General features: G+C 50.7%; 16 protein-coding genes. 9 read left to right on the top strand and 7 right to left on the bottom strand.

The features are described from left to right. Window positions 1-91 precede the first annotated feature (91 nt). Together EVJ22_RS06265 and nfsA are read left to right on the top strand one after the other, a co-directional pair. The gene (locus tag EVJ22_RS06265; RefSeq protein WP_070327810.1) at window positions 92-1,561 is read left to right on the top strand and encodes a catalase; all 1,470 of its coding nucleotides are present in this window, start codon (window positions 92-94) and stop codon (window positions 1,559-1,561) included. 143 nt (window positions 1,562-1,704) lie between these two features. Continuing rightward, a complete protein-coding gene (gene nfsA, locus EVJ22_RS06260) occupies window positions 1,705-2,454 on the top strand; it encodes an oxygen-insensitive NADPH nitroreductase (protein WP_071399271.1) in 750 nt (249 codons plus the stop codon). 584 nt (window positions 2,455-3,038) lie between these two features. On the opposite strand, the gene EVJ22_RS06250 is transcribed toward nfsA, so the two are convergent. The 3 genes from EVJ22_RS06250 to EVJ22_RS06240 form a co-directional block, all read right to left on the bottom strand. Beyond that, window positions 3,039-4,163, bottom strand: coding sequence for a TlpA family protein disulfide reductase (locus EVJ22_RS06250; RefSeq protein WP_131443512.1), 1,125 nt, complete (start codon window positions 4,161-4,163; stop codon window positions 3,039-3,041). 63 nt (window positions 4,164-4,226) lie between these two features. Beyond that, window positions 4,227-5,627, bottom strand: coding sequence for an MBL fold metallo-hydrolase (locus tag EVJ22_RS06245; protein WP_070327806.1), 1,401 nt, complete (start codon window positions 5,625-5,627; stop codon window positions 4,227-4,229). 67 nt (window positions 5,628-5,694) lie between these two features. Further along, window positions 5,695-5,991 (bottom strand): rhodanese-like domain-containing protein, encoded by a 297-nt coding sequence (locus EVJ22_RS06240; RefSeq protein ID WP_071399275.1) that lies wholly within the window; start codon window positions 5,989-5,991, stop codon window positions 5,695-5,697. Window positions 5,992-6,105: 114 nt separating this feature from the next. Between EVJ22_RS06240 and EVJ22_RS06235 the strand changes: the two genes are divergently transcribed. From EVJ22_RS06235 to EVJ22_RS06205, 7 genes are all read left to right on the top strand, one after another. Then, window positions 6,106-6,477, top strand: a complete 372-nt coding sequence (locus EVJ22_RS06235; protein WP_233589620.1) for a rhodanese-like domain-containing protein — start codon at window positions 6,106-6,108, stop codon at window positions 6,475-6,477. A 41-nt stretch (window positions 6,478-6,518) separates the two neighbouring features. Next, on the top strand, window positions 6,519-7,298 hold the full coding sequence (locus tag EVJ22_RS06230) for a sulfite exporter TauE/SafE family protein (protein WP_071399276.1): 780 nt from the start codon (window positions 6,519-6,521) through the stop codon (window positions 7,296-7,298). A 206-nt stretch (window positions 7,299-7,504) separates the two neighbouring features. Continuing rightward, window positions 7,505-9,412, top strand: a complete 1,908-nt coding sequence (locus EVJ22_RS06225) for an LTA synthase family protein (protein ID WP_131443511.1) — start codon at window positions 7,505-7,507, stop codon at window positions 9,410-9,412. Between the two features lie 400 nt (window positions 9,413-9,812). Continuing rightward, window positions 9,813-11,294, top strand: coding sequence for a SulP family inorganic anion transporter (locus tag EVJ22_RS06220; RefSeq protein WP_131443510.1), 1,482 nt, complete (start codon window positions 9,813-9,815; stop codon window positions 11,292-11,294). A 15-nt stretch (window positions 11,295-11,309) separates the two neighbouring features. Next, a complete protein-coding gene (locus tag EVJ22_RS06215) occupies window positions 11,310-11,723 on the top strand; it encodes a universal stress protein (protein WP_131443509.1) in 414 nt (137 codons plus the stop codon). A 57-nt stretch (window positions 11,724-11,780) separates the two neighbouring features. Beyond that, on the top strand, window positions 11,781-12,395 hold the full coding sequence (locus EVJ22_RS06210) for a class I SAM-dependent methyltransferase (RefSeq protein ID WP_131443508.1): 615 nt from the start codon (window positions 11,781-11,783) through the stop codon (window positions 12,393-12,395). A 233-nt stretch (window positions 12,396-12,628) separates the two neighbouring features. Continuing rightward, window positions 12,629-13,876 carry an MFS transporter gene (locus EVJ22_RS06205; protein WP_199749312.1) on the top strand — a complete coding sequence of 416 codons (1,248 nt, stop codon included), beginning with the start codon at window positions 12,629-12,631 and terminating at the stop codon, window positions 13,874-13,876. Here EVJ22_RS06205 and EVJ22_RS06200 read toward each other — a convergent pair. From EVJ22_RS06200 to EVJ22_RS06185, 4 genes are all read right to left on the bottom strand, one after another. After that, complete coding sequence (locus tag EVJ22_RS06200; protein WP_131443547.1) at window positions 13,873-14,775, bottom strand: arsenic resistance protein; 903 nt, start codon at window positions 14,773-14,775, stop codon at window positions 13,873-13,875. The genes EVJ22_RS06205 and EVJ22_RS06200 overlap by 4 nt on opposite strands. Window positions 14,776-14,879: 104 nt before the next feature. Next, complete coding sequence (locus tag EVJ22_RS06195) at window positions 14,880-15,074, bottom strand: hypothetical protein (protein ID WP_233589619.1); 195 nt, start codon at window positions 15,072-15,074, stop codon at window positions 14,880-14,882. Between the two features lie 134 nt (window positions 15,075-15,208). Beyond that, window positions 15,209-15,946: an ABC transporter permease gene (locus EVJ22_RS06190; protein ID WP_070327797.1), complete on the bottom strand. Its 738-nt coding sequence runs from the start codon at window positions 15,944-15,946 to the stop codon at window positions 15,209-15,211. Continuing rightward, window positions 15,924-16,856, bottom strand: a complete 933-nt coding sequence (locus tag EVJ22_RS06185) for an ABC transporter ATP-binding protein (RefSeq protein WP_071399282.1) — start codon at window positions 16,854-16,856, stop codon at window positions 15,924-15,926. The genes EVJ22_RS06190 and EVJ22_RS06185 overlap by 23 nt, the downstream gene beginning before the upstream one ends. Window positions 16,857-17,141: the final 285 nt, after the last annotated feature.

The following is a 17,141-nucleotide window of genomic DNA, read 5'->3' as shown; positions in this document are numbered from 1 at the left end:
TTCGAGACGTCTCGAGCGTTTTATTTGTAATAATTATTATCTTTTAATATTATTAATTTAGTAATAATGATTATTAAGAGGAGGCAACAATATGGATCAACATCGTCATCTAACTACTAACCAAGGCGTTCCAATCGGGGACAACGCCAACTCCATCACAGCCGGCCGCCGCGGCCCAACGCTTCTCGAAGATTATCAGCTAATTGAGAAACTCGCCCACTTTGACCGTGAGCGCGTGCCGGAGCGGGTCGTTCATGCCCGTGGTGCTGGAGCACACGGTGTCTTCAAAGTTAAAAATAGCATGAAACGATATACGAAAGCCAAGTTCTTGCAAGAAGTTGGCCAAGAAACACCAATTTTTGCCCGCTTCTCGACGGTCATCCACGGTCTCGGTTCACCGGAAACGCTTCGTGACCCGCGTGGATTCTCAGTCAAGTTCTACACCGAAGAAGGGAACTACGACTTCGTCGGAAACAACTTGCCGGTCTTCTTCATCCGTGATGCGATCAAGTTCCCAGACGTGATCCACTCGCTCAAACCGGACCCACGGACGAACCTTCAAGACCCGGACCGTTTCTTCGACTTCATGTCGCTCACACCGGAATCGACGAGCATGCTCGTTCACTTGTTCAGTGATGAAGGCATCCCGGCGTCGTACCGTCACATGCGCGGTTCATCGGTCCATTCGTTCAAATGGGTAAACGAATTTGGGAACACGGTGTACATAAAGCTCCGTTGGGTTCCGAAGCAAGGCATCAAAAACTTATCGATGGACGAAGCGGCCAAAGTGCAAGCGGAAGACTTCAACCATGCGACGCGCGACTTGTTCAACTCAATCGAAGAAGGCGACTTCCCGGAGTGGGACCTTTACGTCCAAATCCTCGACCCGGCCGACATGGACAACTTCGACTTCGACCCGCTTGATGCGACGAAAGACTGGTTCGAAGACGTCATCCCGTACCAACTCGTCGGTACGATGACGCTCAATAAAAACGTCGACAACTACTTTGCGGAGACGGAATCGGTCGGTTTCAACCCGGGTGTGCTCGTCCCTGGGATTCAACCATCTGAAGACAAGATGCTGCAAGGTCGTCTGTTCTCATACTCAGATACGCAACGCTACCGGATTGGGGCGAACTATCTCCAACTCCCGATCAACTGCCCGTTCGCGCAAGTAGCGAACAACCAACGTGACGGCGCGATGCCGTTCAAACAACAGACGAGCCCGGTCAACTACGAGCCGAACCGTTATGAGGACACACCGAAACCGGATGCGGCTTATATCGAAACCGAGCAACCGATTTCAGGAGTAACGGGTCGTCAGAAAATCGAGAAGACGAACGACTTCGGGCAAGCGGGTGAAGTGTACCGCCGCTACTCGCAAGACGAGAAAGATGGTCTCGTACGTAACTTGGTCGCCCACATTAAAGAAGTCCGTCATGAGAAGACGGTCCTTCTCTTGATCTGCAACTTCTATCGTGCTGACCGTGACCTCGGGGAACGCCTCTCGAAAGAATTGAACGTCGATATCACGCCGTTCTTGAGTCAAGTGACGGAATAAATCATCAGCAACAGAGATACCTAACCGTATCTCTGTTTTTTTGTTTACCGTGGATACTCTACGAAGTGCAAACGTGAGTGAAAGCCTCCAAAATTGTCGGGAGTCTTCCCGTATGCCAAGATAAGAAAAAAGGGGGAAGCTGCATGAATCAAATCATCGAAACATTACTGAACCACCGCTCCGTCCGCTCGTTCACGGACGAGACGCTGACCGACGAACAGATCCGTCTCATCGTTGAGAGTGCTCAGCGCGCTTCGACGTCGAGCTTCATCCAGGCGTATTCGATTATCGGCGTGACCGACCCGGAGAAGAAGGCGCGCCTCGCCGAGATTGCCGGCAATCAGCAGTACGTCGTCGACAACGGTCATTTCTTCGTCTTTTGTGCTGACCTTTACCGGCACGAACTGATCGGGCAACTGCAAGAAGCCGCCGTCAACCCGACGCTCGAGACCGATGAGAAACTGCTCGTTGCCGTCATCGACGCCACGCTCGCGTCACAGAACGCCGTCGTCGCCGCCGAATCGATGGGGTTGGGCATTTGTTACATAGGCGGGGTCCGCAACGATATGTCGGCGGTCAAAGAGTTGCTCGGTTTGCCGGAGCGGGTGTTGCCGCTGTTCGGGCTCGCGGTCGGTGTCCCGGCGCACGTCGAGGATCAAAAACCGCGGCTCCCGCTCGAGCATATCTATCATGAGAACACGTACGACGCTGATCCGATTCAACTGAAGCAAGAGCTCACAGCTTATGACCAGACGATTCACGATTACTACGCAGCGCGCGGATCGAACCAACGGAGTGACACATGGACCGGACAGATGGGACGGATGTTGTCGAAACCGACACGGCTCGATGTGAAAGACTTCTTGAAGACACAAGGCTATTTAAAGCAATAAGAAAACCGACGGGAGGCGGTTTTCAGTTTGGGGGATACGTCGTCTTAAAAATGAAGGGAGACAATCACAATTAAAGGAACTAAATCTCTATTAATCTGTATATTGATCGTTTCAACCATACTGGTTGTCTTTACATCTTTGGAATTTCTAATTTTGAAGATACTTGGTCTACAGTATGAGTCGTTGTGGAGTCTGCTACTCTTCTTCATCGTATATGGAATTTCTGAAATCCCGACCAACTTGTTTCTATCTGCATGCTTGCAGGCGTTGACTACTCTCGATATCATCCCATCCCATACAGGGGTGTTAGCCCTGTTTCTGCACATCATCGACCGATTGATGGCGTCGGTGTCGATTTCTCAACTCGGGATTCTTGTTTTTTCCCTTGTTATCGGTCTAGTAGGTTGGCTATCCATTCAAAATGATCCTGGACCTCCAAAGAGAGGATCGAAAGAATTTGAAGACTACAAAAAAAGAATCAATTGAGTTTCAGACGAGAGAAGCATAGTGCCCGTCATAGGAAACAATTCGAGACGAACAAAGGAGCGGCTAATCTCAATCGAGAGAAAGCCGCTCCTTCGTTTTCAATTTGTATGGGCATTGAGCCAAGCGAGGTCAATCGCCCCGAACTGTTTGGCTGTGATGACACCATTTTCATCGAGCACATACGTCGTCGGCATCGCTTGGATCCGGTAGGCGTTCCCGACGGCACCGTCCTCATCGTAGACGACTTGGAACGCGTCTTCATAAGGCGCGACGAACGACCGCGCCTCGTCGACGTCACGTTCACTCGTCGTCGTGTTGACGGCGACAATCGTCACGTCATCTTGCTCGCGGGCAAACTTGGCCATATCGGGCATTTCGGCCCGGCACGGTGGGCACCATGACGCCCAAAAGTTGACGACGACACGCTCTCCGCGTAAGTCTTTCAAGTTGAACGTCGTCCCGTCCGTTCGTTTCAATTCGAAATTCGGCGGAACTTGGCCGATGTTCAGCCCGGCTGCTTGAGACGAGTCGGCAACGAGCGTTGGTGTCTCGTCCGGTAAGCTCGCGTTGATGACGGCGAGCAGGACGACGAGCCCGAGCCCATATTGGATCGCTTTTTGAGACGGTCGCGCCACGTATATGGCGATGGCGACGAGCACGAAGAGCAGGATTAGCCCCCACCATTCGAACGTGCCGGTCACATAAGTTCCGATCGACCAAATCGCCAACGCCCCGACTAAGGTCCAGAGTTGTGCCCCGAGCGTGGGTGTCCGCATCCAGCGCCACGTTGCGACGAGTAATAAGGCGATGAGGAAAGCCAGGTATAAATGGAGCGGCTGCGGCGATGAAAGCAATGGGAGCGTTCCGTACTTCGGCACGACGATCGTCACACCGAACCATAAAAGTAGGGCTGAAAATAGCCAATAACCCCGAAGTCCGGGAGCAAGCCGGAAGACAAAAAATCCGATCGTTGCAATGGCGACGAGGATCGACCAGATGCCGCCCGTCGCGTACAGCGATAGCGCCAAACTGCCGGTCGAAGCGAGGCCGATGATGATGGCGCTCAGTTTCCAGGCAAGAAACCCGGCGAACCACGTCCCGAGGACGGCGTCGCGGTCTTTTTCCGTTAAGCCGATTTTTTTGAAGCCGATGTAGAGACCGAGCAGACTGACCATGAAGACGAGCAGGTCGAGTCGGACGTTCAGTGGACCGATTGCAAACACGATATCCCTCCTAGAGAAAAAGCGCCCAAACGAGTGGGCGCTTTCTTTGTTTTTAGTATAGCATTAGCCGATTTGTTCTGCGTTGAGGACGGTCTTCATCGCGGCATAGCCACCGAGGATGTTTTGAATATCCTTGTAGCCGAGCGATTGAAGGACGCTCGCGGCCATACGTGAACGGACGCCTGACGCACAGTGGACGGCGATCGTCTTGTCTGTCGGTAGACCGTCGTGGTCACGCATGAGTTTACCGAGCAAGATGCGCTCTGCTTTCTCATAGTGACTCGCGTTCCATTCTGTCGCGTTGCGGACGTCAAGGACGAACACGTCGTTCTTCTCAGCTGATTCGATCGCTTGTTCAGCCGTCACGTCCGTGTACGTTTCTGTCAATAGTTCTTGACCGAGCTCTTCGACAGGGACGATGAAGCGGAGACGGTCAAGACCGATCGATTGAAGGTCTGTCTGCACTTCTTCGACGTCTTCCGCGCTCGCGATGAGCGTGATGTCTTTGTCGAAGTTCACGAGCCAGCCGGCCCATGAGACGAATTTCGTGTTGTAAGGGATGTTGATCGTCCCAGGGACGTGACCTTGCGCGAAGTCTTCGCCTCTACGTGTGTCGACGACTTGTGTCGCTTCGACGAGTGTGTCGAGCCGGTCCGTGCCGACGACTTCCGGACGAGCGATCTCGTTCGTCACTTGGATACCTTCTTTGTTCACTTTTTTCATCATTGCGAAGTAGTTCGGCGGTTCTGGTTGGTCCGTCGTCAACTCTTTGATGAATGCGTCTTTGTCTGTCATCTGGAGCGCCCAGTTCGTCGCTTTCTCATATCCGACCGTTGACGTTGGGATCGCGCCGAGTGCTTTCCCGCAAGCGCTGCCGGCACCGTGGCCAGGCCAGACTTGAACGAAGTCAGGGAGCGCCTTGAATTTGTTGAGCGAGTGGAACATTTGCTCGGCACCGATGGCCGTCGTTCCTTTCACGCCGGCCGCTTCTTCGAGCAGGTCAGGGCGTCCGATATCGCCGACGAAGACGAAGTCGCCTGTGAAAATACCCATCGGTTGCGTTTGGTTGCGGTCATAGAGCAAGAACGAAATGTGTTCCGGTGTGTGGCCTGGTGTGTGCATGACTTCGAGCGTGACGTTACCGACTTTGAACGTGTCGCCGTCTTTGACGAGTTTCGAGTCGATGTCTTTCGCGAACGCATATTTCCATGACGCGTCACCTTCATCTGACAAGTAGGCTGTCGAGCCGGTGCGTTTCGCAAGTTCGAGCGAACCTGAGACGAAGTCGGCGTGGATGTGTGTCTCAGCCGTCGCGACGATCGTCATGCCTTCTTTTTCAGCTTCTTGCAAGTACGGTGTGATGTTGCGTGCTGGGTCGATGACGACCGCTTCACCGGTCATTTGGCAACCGACCATGTAAGATGCCTGTGCTAATTTTTGATCATAGAAATAACGTAATAACATATGATATACCCCCTAGAATAGTTGACTGTAAACGTTAGTTGTTGTGCTGCTTTATATTAAGAAGTGATTAAACCGTTTCGCCTGTCCAGCTCATCATGCCGCCGTCGACGTTGATGACGTCAAAGCCGAGTGAGTCGAGGTAAGCTGACGCGTTCATGCTGCGTCCGCCTGCCGCACAGATGACATGAATCGGTTTCGTGCGGTCGAGTTCATCGACTTTCGCACTGAATTCAGACAACGGTACGTTTTTCGCTTGTTTGATGTGTCCGCCTGCAAATTCATCCGTTTCACGAACGTCGATCAAGTTGAGCATTTCATCCGTGCTTAGCAATGTTTCTAATTCAGTCGTCGTAATCGTCTTCATGTGGTATTAATCCCCTTTTCTAATCAAGTTATTTTTAAAGTGAGGTTCTTTCGTTGTTTTTAATATACCCCCTAAGGTATACTCAATGCAAGGAAAAGAATTGGAGGTCAAAAATTGCGTAAATTAACGATCATCTTAACGATTTTAGTGATTGTGACTGTCGGAATCGTAGTTTTCACTTCGAAAGAGGATGGGATCACCCAAATTGACGTCGAAACACTACAAAACAGATTGGAAAACGAAGAAATAACCTTGTTGGACGTCCGTGAATTAGATGAATACGAGGGGGGGCATATTGAAGGAGTGGTGAACGCACCACTTTCTTCATTAAATGAAACCAAATTACCTTATGCGAAAGATGAACCGATCTATATCATTTGCCGCAGTGGCAATCGAAGCGCCCAGGCGGCCGAGTTGTTGCAGGATCGAGGTTATACGGAAATTTATGACGTCTCAGGCGGTATGATCGCTTGGGAACAAAAATAAAACTTACTTATCTAATAGGGTAGGAAACTGGAGGAGCTAGTATGGAGTTAGAGTTTATCATCACAATCTTTTTGATTGGCTTTATCGGATCATTCATCTCAGGGATGGTCGGGATCGGCGGATCAATCATCAAATATCCGATGTTGTTGTACATTCCGCCGCTTCTTGGCTTCGCGGCGTTCAGCGCCCACGAAGTATCTGGAATCAGCGCGATTCAAGTGTTCTTTGCGACGATCGGTGGGATTTATGCGTATCGTAAAGGCGGCTATTTGAATAAACAACTCATCCTGTATATGGGTGTCGCCGTCTTGATCGGAAGTTTCATCGGGGGCTACGGCTCGACGCTGTTGTCGGAGAACTTGATCAACGTCGTCTATGCGGTCCTCGCGACGATTGCGACGATCATGATGTTCTTGCCGAAAGCTAACGTCGAAGATATGCCGCTCGACCAAGTCACGTTCAATAAACTGATCGCGGCCAGTTCGGCGTTTATCGTCGGGATCGCAGCCGGGATCGTCGGGGCGGCAGGAGCGTTCATCTTGATGCCGATCATGCTCGTCGTGCTCCGTATCCCGACGAAGATGGCGATCGCGAGCTCGCTTGCGATCACGTTCATCTCATCGATCGGGTCAACGGCAGGTAAGATCATCACCGACCAAATCGTCTGGGAGCCGGCCTTCGTCATGATCGTCGCGAGTTTGATTGCGGCACCGATCGGGGCGAACATCGGAAAAAACATGAAGACGAAGTCACTTCAGATGATTTTGGCGTTGCTCATTTTAGCGAGTACGGTCAAGATCTGGATGGACATCATCGGCTAAATGAATCGTGTTTCAAAGGCTATCGAGTTCACTCGATAGCCTTTTTTGGATGAAGATTGCAATAAAATTGTTAAGTTTATGTAGCATTGTAAACGTCAAAAAGTTGAATTAAGTTCAAAAGAACGTTAAAATACTCTTTATACGTCTGTACGTTTGTTAGTCGACGCACTAACTTACCATATGAAAATGACCTAAGGAGTGTTTGAATGAATCACACGAATCAATCGAAAGGGAAATTAGAGCGGTTCCGCCACGCGGCAAGCGACTCGTTCCGGACGCATCGCCTGTTTTGGATGTTTACGATCCTGTTATGGACGAAGTCACTGATTGCGTATCAGTTCTTCTTCAACATGCCACCTGAGAACGCGGTCCAAGCGTTCATTCTGTTCATCAACCCGTTAAGTTTCACGTTGTTCTTGTTTGCCTTTAGTTTCTTCTTCGGAGGCAATAAACGGAAGTGGGCATTATACGGTCTTTACACGGTGTCCTCGCTCATCTTGTTTGCGGATACGACCTACTACCGTGAGTTCACTGACTTCTTGACTGTGCCGTTATTGTTCCAATCGTCGAACCTAGAGACGTTATCGTCGTCGTTCCTGTCGTTGCTTGAATGGAAAGACTTGCTCCTGTTAGGAGATCTCGTCGTGCTTCCGTTCTTGCTCTGGAAAATAAAAGAGACAGGCAAAGCGTCACAACGACGCGTGTTGCTCACGTTCGGTGCAGCTGCCGCCGTGTTCGGCTTCAACCTTGTCCTCGCAGAGACAGAGCGCCCAGAACTGTTGACGCGTTCGTTCGACCGTGAACTGCTTGTTAAAAACTTAGGGACGTTCAACTTCCACGTCTATGACGCGATGCTTCAAACGAAGACATCGGCGCAAAAAGCGCTCGCGGACGGTTCTGAACTCGATGAAGTCGAGAATTATACGCGTCAGAACTATGCGGCGCCGGACCCGGACATGTTCGGGAAGTATAAAGGCAAGAACGTCATCGCCATCTCGCTCGAATCGACACAGAGTTTTACGCACAATATGAAAGCTTCGAACGGCGAGTACATCACGCCGAACTTGAACAAGTTGATCGACGAGTCTCACTTCTGGCCGAACTATTACCATACGACCGGTCAAGGGAAGACGTCGGACTCTGAGTTCGCGCTCGACAACTCGCTGTACGGATTGTCGCGTGGCGGCGTCTACTTCACGAACGCCGACAATGAATATGATGCGCTTCCTAGTGTCATCAAAGAAGACAACTACTATTCGGCGGTGTTCCACGCCAACAACAAATCGTTCTGGAACCGCGATCAGATGTATCAAAACATCGGAGTCGATGAGTTCTTTGATGAGAAGAGCTACGATTTAGGCGACCCGGCCAACATGACGGAATGGGGTCTCCTCGACGATGAGTTCTTCTTACAGTCGGTACCGATGCTTGAAGAACTGCCAGAACCTTACTTCGCGAAGTTCATCACGCTGACGAACCATTTTCCGTTCACGATGCCGAGTGCGGACCATGAACTCGTCCCGAAATTCGAGACGAACTCGACGACGCTCAATAACTTCCCGCAAGCGCTCGCGTATCAAGACTACGCCCTCGGGTTGTTCATTGATGAGTTAAAAAAGAACGGGACATGGGACGATACGATCTTCGTCGTTTACGGTGACCATAACGGCATCTCGACGAACCATAACGCTGCCATGGCCGATTTGCTCGGAAAAGACGAGTTGACGCCATATGACGTGGCAAAACTTCAGTCAGTCCCGTTCGCGATTCACTTGCCTGGTCAAGACAAAGGTGAAGTCCACGAGACGGTCGGAAGCCACGTCGATATGAACCCGACGATTCAGCATTTGCTCGGGTTCGATACGTCTGATCAAATCGGGTTCGGGAACGACTTGTTCGCGCCCGAGCGCAACGATCGCGCCATCTTCCGTGACGGTACAATCGTGACAAGCGACTATTTGTTCACCCAGTCAACGTGTTATGACGCCGAGACAGGAGAAGTCGTCGATGACGCGAAAGTATGTACGCCACTTGAAGACGAGGCGAACAAAGTACTGGAGATGAACGATAAGATCATCTATTCGGACTTGCTCCGCTTTAAAGACAATAACTAAACACGCGAGAGAAAAGATTTTAAAAATCTTTTCTCTCTTTTTTGTTGTCTGAAAAATAAATCGGCGGTGAAACCGGATTGACTATGGTGGAAATTAGGGTGGGTTAGGTAAGCGATTACATGATTGGTGTGAAGGGGAATACGAAGTCGAAACAGCGAGAGAAAGTGAAGAGAAAAAACGAAGTGTGTCGTTATAGTCTTATAAAAATGAACGAATCCGCTCGCAGATAGCTCGGAAAAAGTTGATGCGCATCGGTTGCCATCGTGCTCATTCTCGGGTAACATCTGAGTTGTTGTGAAGTTATGAACGAACTGTGAATACGGCTCCTATAATTTAATTAAGTTGATTTCTGTGAGAGTCAGAAATCAATTTAAAAATTTTTATAGAGAGGTGTGTTCATTTGGAAAAATTGAATACGGTAAAACAAGAATGGCTCGGAAACGTTCGAGTCGAAGTAATGGCAGGGATCGTCGTGGCCCTTGCACTCATTCCGGAGGCAATCGCCTTCTCACTGATCGCTGGATTAAATCCGATGGTAGGACTATATGCGTCCTTTATCATCGCGATGGTCATTTCGATTACAGGAGGACGCCCCGCGATGATTTCGGCCGCGACGGGCGCGATGGTACTCCTTGTCGTCGATCTCGTAAAAGATTATGGACTTCAGTACTTGCTCGCTGCAGGGATACTAGCTGGTATTATCCAAATCGTGCTTGGTTTTCTTGGTATAGCTCGTTTAATGAAGTTCATCCCGCGTGCGGTTATGGTCGGCTTCGTTAACGCCCTTGCCATTTTGATCTTCCAAGCCCAGCTTCCGCAATTTGGAGGCGAGACGTGGATCATGTGGGCCATCGTTGCAGCATCGCTTGCAATCATCCTTCTGTTCCCGCGCATTACGTCAGCAATCCCGGCGCCGCTTGTCGCCATCGTGGCGATGACGTTGCTCGTGTTCTTTATGGGACTTGAGACGAAAACGATCGGAGATATGGGGACGATCACGGCAACGCTGCCGATGTTCCTCTTGCCGGACCTCCCGCTCACACTCGAGACACTTATGATCATCTTGCCTTATTCGTTCTCGCTCGCCTTTGTCGGTTTGATTGAGTCGCTATTGACGGCTCAAATCGTCGATGACATGACGGGTACAGATTCGAATAAGAACCGTGAATCAAAAGGTCAAGGGATCGCCAACATCATCGCTGGTTTCTTCGGTGCGATGCCAGGATGTGCGATGATCGGACAATCGGTCATCAACGTCTCGTCTGGAGCACGGGGTCGCTTGTCGACGTTCTCGGCAGGACTTGCGCTCCTCATCATGATCATGACGATGAGTAACATTTTAATGCTGATTCCAGTCGGGGCGCTCGTCGGTGTCATGTTCTTCGTCGCCTATGCGACGTTCGACTGGGGCTCACTCAAAACGCTCAAGACAGGTCAAAAGACCGATTCGCTCGTCATGGTCACGACGGTACTCGCGACCGTGCTCACGCACGACTTGTCAATCGGTGTCATCACGGGAATCGTGACGGCCGCCGTCATCTTCGCTGCGAAAATTTCGCGTGTCGAGCTGAAGCGCCACCAAGACGGACACCGTGCTCACTATGAAGTGAACGGACAATTATTCTTCGCGTCTACGTCTGACTTTGTCAACCAGTTCGATGTCGAAGAGGATGTCGAAGCAGATGTGAAACAAGTCAGTATCGACTTCGCCAACACCCATCTTTGGGACGATTCGGCCATCGGGGCCATCGATAAAGTCGTCTTCAAATATCGGACGGTCGGAATCGAACCAGAACTGTTAAACTTGAACAAAGATTCAGAGAAGCTGTTGAACACGCTGGCGCTCCATCTTCGTCAACAAGATGCGAACGTCGGCCACTAAAAGGGGGAACTTACAATGAGTAAAATCTTTCTAGCGATTGATGGTTCAGACCATTCGATGCGTGCCACCCAAAAAGCGGTCGAACTCGCCAAAGTGACATCATCTTCAATCGATGTCGTCCATGTCGTGTCACCGAAAGAATCAAAAGAAAGCGCCCTTCAATCGACGGGTAAAATCGATCTTGAAGTGAGACGGAAACAACGTCTTCAAGTGTTTTTCGATGCGATCACCGAAGCGGGCGTTTCGTACGAGTATATCGAACTCCGCGGCGAACCTGACGTTGAACTCGTCAACTACGCCAACCATGAACCGTTTGAATTCGTGGTCGTCGGCTCGCGCGGTCTCAATACGTTCCAAGAGTTCGTATTGGGCAGTGTCAGCCACAAGCTTGCTAAACGATCGTTGTCACCTGTGATCATCGTTCGTTAACAGACAGCGCCACGAAACTTTCGTGGCGCTTTTGCTGTGTAAAAAAAGGAGGAGCTTATGACATTAGATTATACGGGAGAGCGGGTCATCCCAGATCAAATGAACCCGATGAACGGCATGTTGCTCGAACATATCGCCCGCTATCAGTTCGCCGCGTTGTTTCTCGAAGGACGTGTGCTTGATTTTGCGAGCGGGAGCGGGTTTGGCAGTCAATTGATTGCGAAGATACAAAAAAAATCGGTCGCTGAGGTCGTCGCGCTCGATATTTCAGAAGATGCGATTCGATATGCGCAAGGTCGTTACTTTCACCCGAAAGTGAAGTATATTGTCGGAGACGTGCTCGACCGGACGCTACCAGATCAACTCGGCACGTTCGACTGTATCGTCAGTTTTGAGACAATCGAACACGTTGAAGACTTTGCAGGGTTCATGGCGAACGTTTCAGAATTGTTAAAGCCGGGTGGCATGCTCGTCTTGTCGACGCCGTTCGGTCAAGGCATCGGTAAACCGACGAACGAACCGTTCCACGTTCATCAATTTACCGATCAAGAGTTTAAGGCGCTTTTCACGTCATTCAGTTCGACAGATTTTTATTACCAACGTGGCGTGCTGATCGAACCGAAACGAGAAGCGGTACATTATCCGATTGGAATTGCCGTCGCTATTAAATGATGTGAACGTGTTGATGAGGCCAAGCAGGAGGTGATGAGATGAGTGTGAAAATCATTTGTCCCGAGTGCGATGGGGTCGGGACCGTTCCCATCATGAAAGGATTTCCGTTCGTTAAGGAATGTCCGGTTTGCCAAGCGAGCGGAAAGAAAAAAATAAAACGCAGAAAAAAACGTTCAATTCTTGTAAGATGAGGATTGAACGCTTTATTTTACATAACGAAAGGGGCAGAAAACATGAAAGGTCTTCGAAAACCATCCTACTACGGATGGTATATGGTCATGATCGCGGGCCTCGGTGTATTTTTCTCGGGTCCCGGTCAGACGTACTTTATCTCAGTTTTTATCGACCAATACATAACCGACTTTGGCTGGTCGCGCTCTGAAGTATCAAGCGTTTATTCGGCCGCGACGCTCGCCTCGGCCGCCTGTTTATTTTTCGTCGGTCGATTGATCGACCGCTTCGGGCAACGGGCGATGATGGTCATCGCCTCGATATTGCTGGCGGTCGCTTGTCTGTTCAACAGTTACGTCACGAACTTGACGATGCTCTTCTTCGGGATCTGGATGCTCCGCCTGTTCGGGCAAGGGTCGATGACGCTCATCCCGAACACGCTCGTCCCGCAGTGGTTCATCACGAAACGTGGCCAGGCGCTCAGCTATATGGCAATCGGAGGGTTCTTGAGCTCGGCCGTCTTTCCGCCGCTCAACGTCTGGCTCGTTGGTTTGATCGGTTGGCAAATGACGTGGCAAGTATGGGGACTGCTCGTGCTCGTCTTGTTCACACCGCTCGCTTATCGTTTCGTCCGCAACCGCCCAGAAGACATCGGACTGTTGCCGGACGGAGGGACGAATCCTCATCCGAGCAATAAATCGACGACGACACCGATTCATATCGATGTCGATTTCACGTTCCAAGAAGCGCTCAAGACACGTGCTTTTTGGCTGATCTTGTCGTGCATCGGCATCCCGGCGCTCGTCAACACAGCGATCACGTTCCACTTGATCTCAATTTTTGAAGAGCAGAGCCTACCACCGGTGACGGCCGCGATCGTTTTGAGCTTGATGGCGATCCTCGGCTTCCCGGTGACGTTCATCGCGGGACGGATCATCGATGTCGTGAAAATCAATTATGTATTGATTGGCATCTTCGTGACCGAGATCATCTTTATGATCATCCTGCAATATACGTCAACGTTCTCAATCGCGATGCTGTTCGGGGTGATCTGGGGCATCAGTAACGGCTTTGAGCGTATCGCCTTAAACTATGTTTGGCCGTACTACTTCGGTCGGGCTGCGCTCGGCAGCATCAGCGGCCTGGCGACGTCGGTCATGGTACTTGGCTCGGCGGTCGGACCGTTGCCGTTCGGGATCGCCTACGATCTATTCGGCAACTACGAGTCGATCATATGGTATTCGCTCGTCTTCCCGGTCATCGGCATCCTCGCCGCCTCGTTCGCCGTCAAACCGACGCTCGTGCGCTAACCGAGTCGACGTTCGGCTCGATTTAGTCGCCGGATCATGAAGGAAGCGGCGACGAGCACCGGCAATTCGATCAACGGCCCGATGACCAAGACGAGGGCGATGAGCGGCTCGTTCGGGAATGCGGTCGTCGCAATGGCGAGCGCGATCGGTGAATTCCGCGCGAGCGTCGTCATTTGTAGACTCGTCACGGCCGCGTCTTCACGCAACAGTTTCTTGCCGACACGGCGGCTTATGGCAAAATTGACGATGAAAAATAACAGCAACGGTACAATTAACAATCCGAGAATCGAGACGTGCTCGATCAAGAGCCGCCCTTGTGAGGCAAAGATCGACATGACGGCGAGACTCAACAAGATGATTGGCCATAAACTGACCCGTTCGAGCAGCCGCAACTGGTTCGACTTGGCAAGAAAGTACCTCAGTCCAATCGCTGAGCCGAGCGGGATCGCTAAAACGGCTAGACTATGTAGGAACACCGAAACTGAGATCACGCTCGACGTCCCTGTCAAAACATAAAGATAGACCGGTAACAGCGCGAGTTGAAGTATAAGGTTGAGCGGCAAGATGCTGAGCGAAGCGACGACATCGCCTTTCGCGAGACCGGTGAAGACGATATACCAATCGGTGCATGGCGTGACCATGAGCATGATGAACCCGATCCAAAGCGCCGGGTGGTCGGACAAGAAGAAGCTCGCAAGTGCAAATGCGAATACGGGTGTCCAGACGAAGTTAAGGACGAGACTCGTGATCGTGAACGTGCGGTTTGAAAACGAATGCCGGATTTGGGCGAACGGGATTTGAATGAACGTAAAGAATAGCATCGCCATGAGCAATGGAACGATCGCACCGTCCGCGACTCGACGCAGCGCCTCGATCGTCCCGAACGCGAGACCAGTCACAACAGATAGAAGTATGAATACGGGGTATAATTTCTCGAATCGACTCAAAGGGCCACCTCTTTTCCATTAACAAAAACGTACCACAAAAAAACTCGATGAACGAGTCATCGAGTGATGAAATAGTATAGCAGTCCGAGCGCCACGAATGCGACCGGGAATAGGACGATATACGTCCAAGACACCAGCGACCAGCTTTTCTTTTGGCTATAGTCTGATTTGTCTTTTCCGAGACCGACCATGATCGTGAAGACGAGGGCGATCAAACAGACGACTAGCGATAATCCAATTGTGAGATACATCATGTCACTTCCTTCATCATTTCTTCATATCTTTAGCATAGCCGAAATTCGATACAAAAAGCCTCTGAAATGTTGGGATTGTGTGTCCAACAATCAGAGGCTTTTATCACATTTCTAGAGTGATAGGTGCGGATTTATTCCGCAAACGTCTTGCTGCGGAACATGAACGCCGTGATGATATAGAAGGCGATAATATGGATCAATACGTAAAACGCTGAGAACCAAATTGTCACGTCCATCGTCTCCATGAAGCCAGGGCTTTGGTAATAGATAGACAAGTCCGTGTGCAAAAAGACGATCCATTTAGCAATGGCCGGCTTCCATGCGATGAGGAGGCCGCCGATCATCGTCGAGACGAAGTTTGCGAGCACGGTGAACCCAATGACGACACCGACCGATTTGAAGACGACCGAGAACATGAGCGTCAAGAAGATGACGAACACGCCGCTCGACACGCTGAGTAGGACGTTACGGAACTGCTCGAACGTCAAGTTCCCGTCAAGCGTCAAAGCGAAGCCGTACGTCACGGCGAGGATGAACACGAACTGAGCGAGCATGATCAGGATTGCGGCAACGAGTTTCGACAGCAAGATCCGGTCACGGGAGTACGGACTCATGAGCAAGTGTTTCAACGTGTCGAACTTCAGTTCATTCCCGATCATCTCAGCGGTGAACACGATCGTGAAGATACCGAGGAATGTCATCGCGGCCATCGTGGCATAGTTGACGAACGTTGTCGCATCTCCCGACTCGTTTCCACTCGTGACGATGACGTACGTTAAAATGATAATCCCGGTATACATGCCGAGGGCGATCAGCGGCTTGATCGTGCGCCGCCATTTCATAAACTCATTGGCTAGTAATGAACGCATTGTTCGTTCCTCCTTCTTTCTTCGTCACTTTGAGGAATTGATCCTCGAGCGTCTCGTACTTCATCCCGATTTGGAAGACGTTGATGTCTTGATTGATGAGTCGTTTCAACAGAACCGGGATATCCGTCTCAGGGCGGGGGACGAGGAACGTCTCAGCCGATTGCTGAACGATTTTCACATCGTCAAACAGCATGGCGGCCACGTCGAGCGCCTCGTTCATCTGCTCGCGTGATACTTTACATAGAATGACGCCTTCTTCACGCGTCGTCCCGTCTTGGACCGATTTGATTTGACCGTGGTCGATGATTGCGAACCGGTCCGTGATCAGTTCCATCTCACTAAGTAAGTGGCTCGAGATCAAGATGGCGATGCCGCGGTGCTCGGCGAGGTGCCGTAAGTAGTTGCGCAGGTCGGCGATGCCGGCCGGGTCGAGCCCGTTCGTCGGCTCATCGAGAATGAGCACTTTCGGATTGTGGAGGAGCGCACGGGCGATCCCGAGCCGCTGCTTCATCCCGAGCGAGTACTGTTTGACTTTCATGTCGAGCTTCGATTCGAGCCCGACGAGTGCCCCGAGGGCGTTCAAGTCGACTTTTTTCAAATTGGGGATCAAGTTCTTGGCGTGGATCAAATTTTCTCGACCGGTCAAGTAAGGGTAGAACGCAGGGTTTTCGACGATGGCGCCGATGCGACTGAGCGCCTCTTGGCGGTCGGTCGATACGTCGAACCCGTCGACGGTAACGGAGCCGTGCGTTGCCGGCATTAGACCGGTGATGATACGGATTGTCGTCGTCTTTCCGGCACCGTTCGGACCGAGGAAGCCAAAGATTTCGCCGGGTGTGACTTCGAAGCTGACGTTGGTCAGAACGTTCGTCTGGCCCAGTTTTTTGTGGACATTTTGGACGGATAACATGTTGTCACCTTGCTTTCGTTGAGATTTATTTCCAATCTTGCTAACATTGTATACGACAAGACTGAAAGAAGGTTTCACCTTTTTTTGAAACAATTGAATCAAACGACAAGTTTCACAATTAGTCGATAAGTAAAACTTATTGAATTAGTATGGACGAATTGTGAATTTGAAAGGGTCTTTCGACCTGGAAAGGTGTAGTATGAAGAAGAGAGTAAGAGGCAAGATTTGGCTCTTTTCACGGCCTGAATCAGCTGGATGAACTGATTCGCGCGGCCTTAAAAAATG

Source organism: Exiguobacterium sp. SH0S7 (assembly GCF_004337195.1).
GTDB lineage: Bacteria > Bacillota > Bacilli > Exiguobacteriales > Exiguobacteriaceae > Exiguobacterium > Exiguobacterium aurantiacum_A.
The sequence above is the reverse complement of the archived record's forward strand: the minus strand, read 5'-3'. Positions and strand labels throughout refer to the sequence as shown.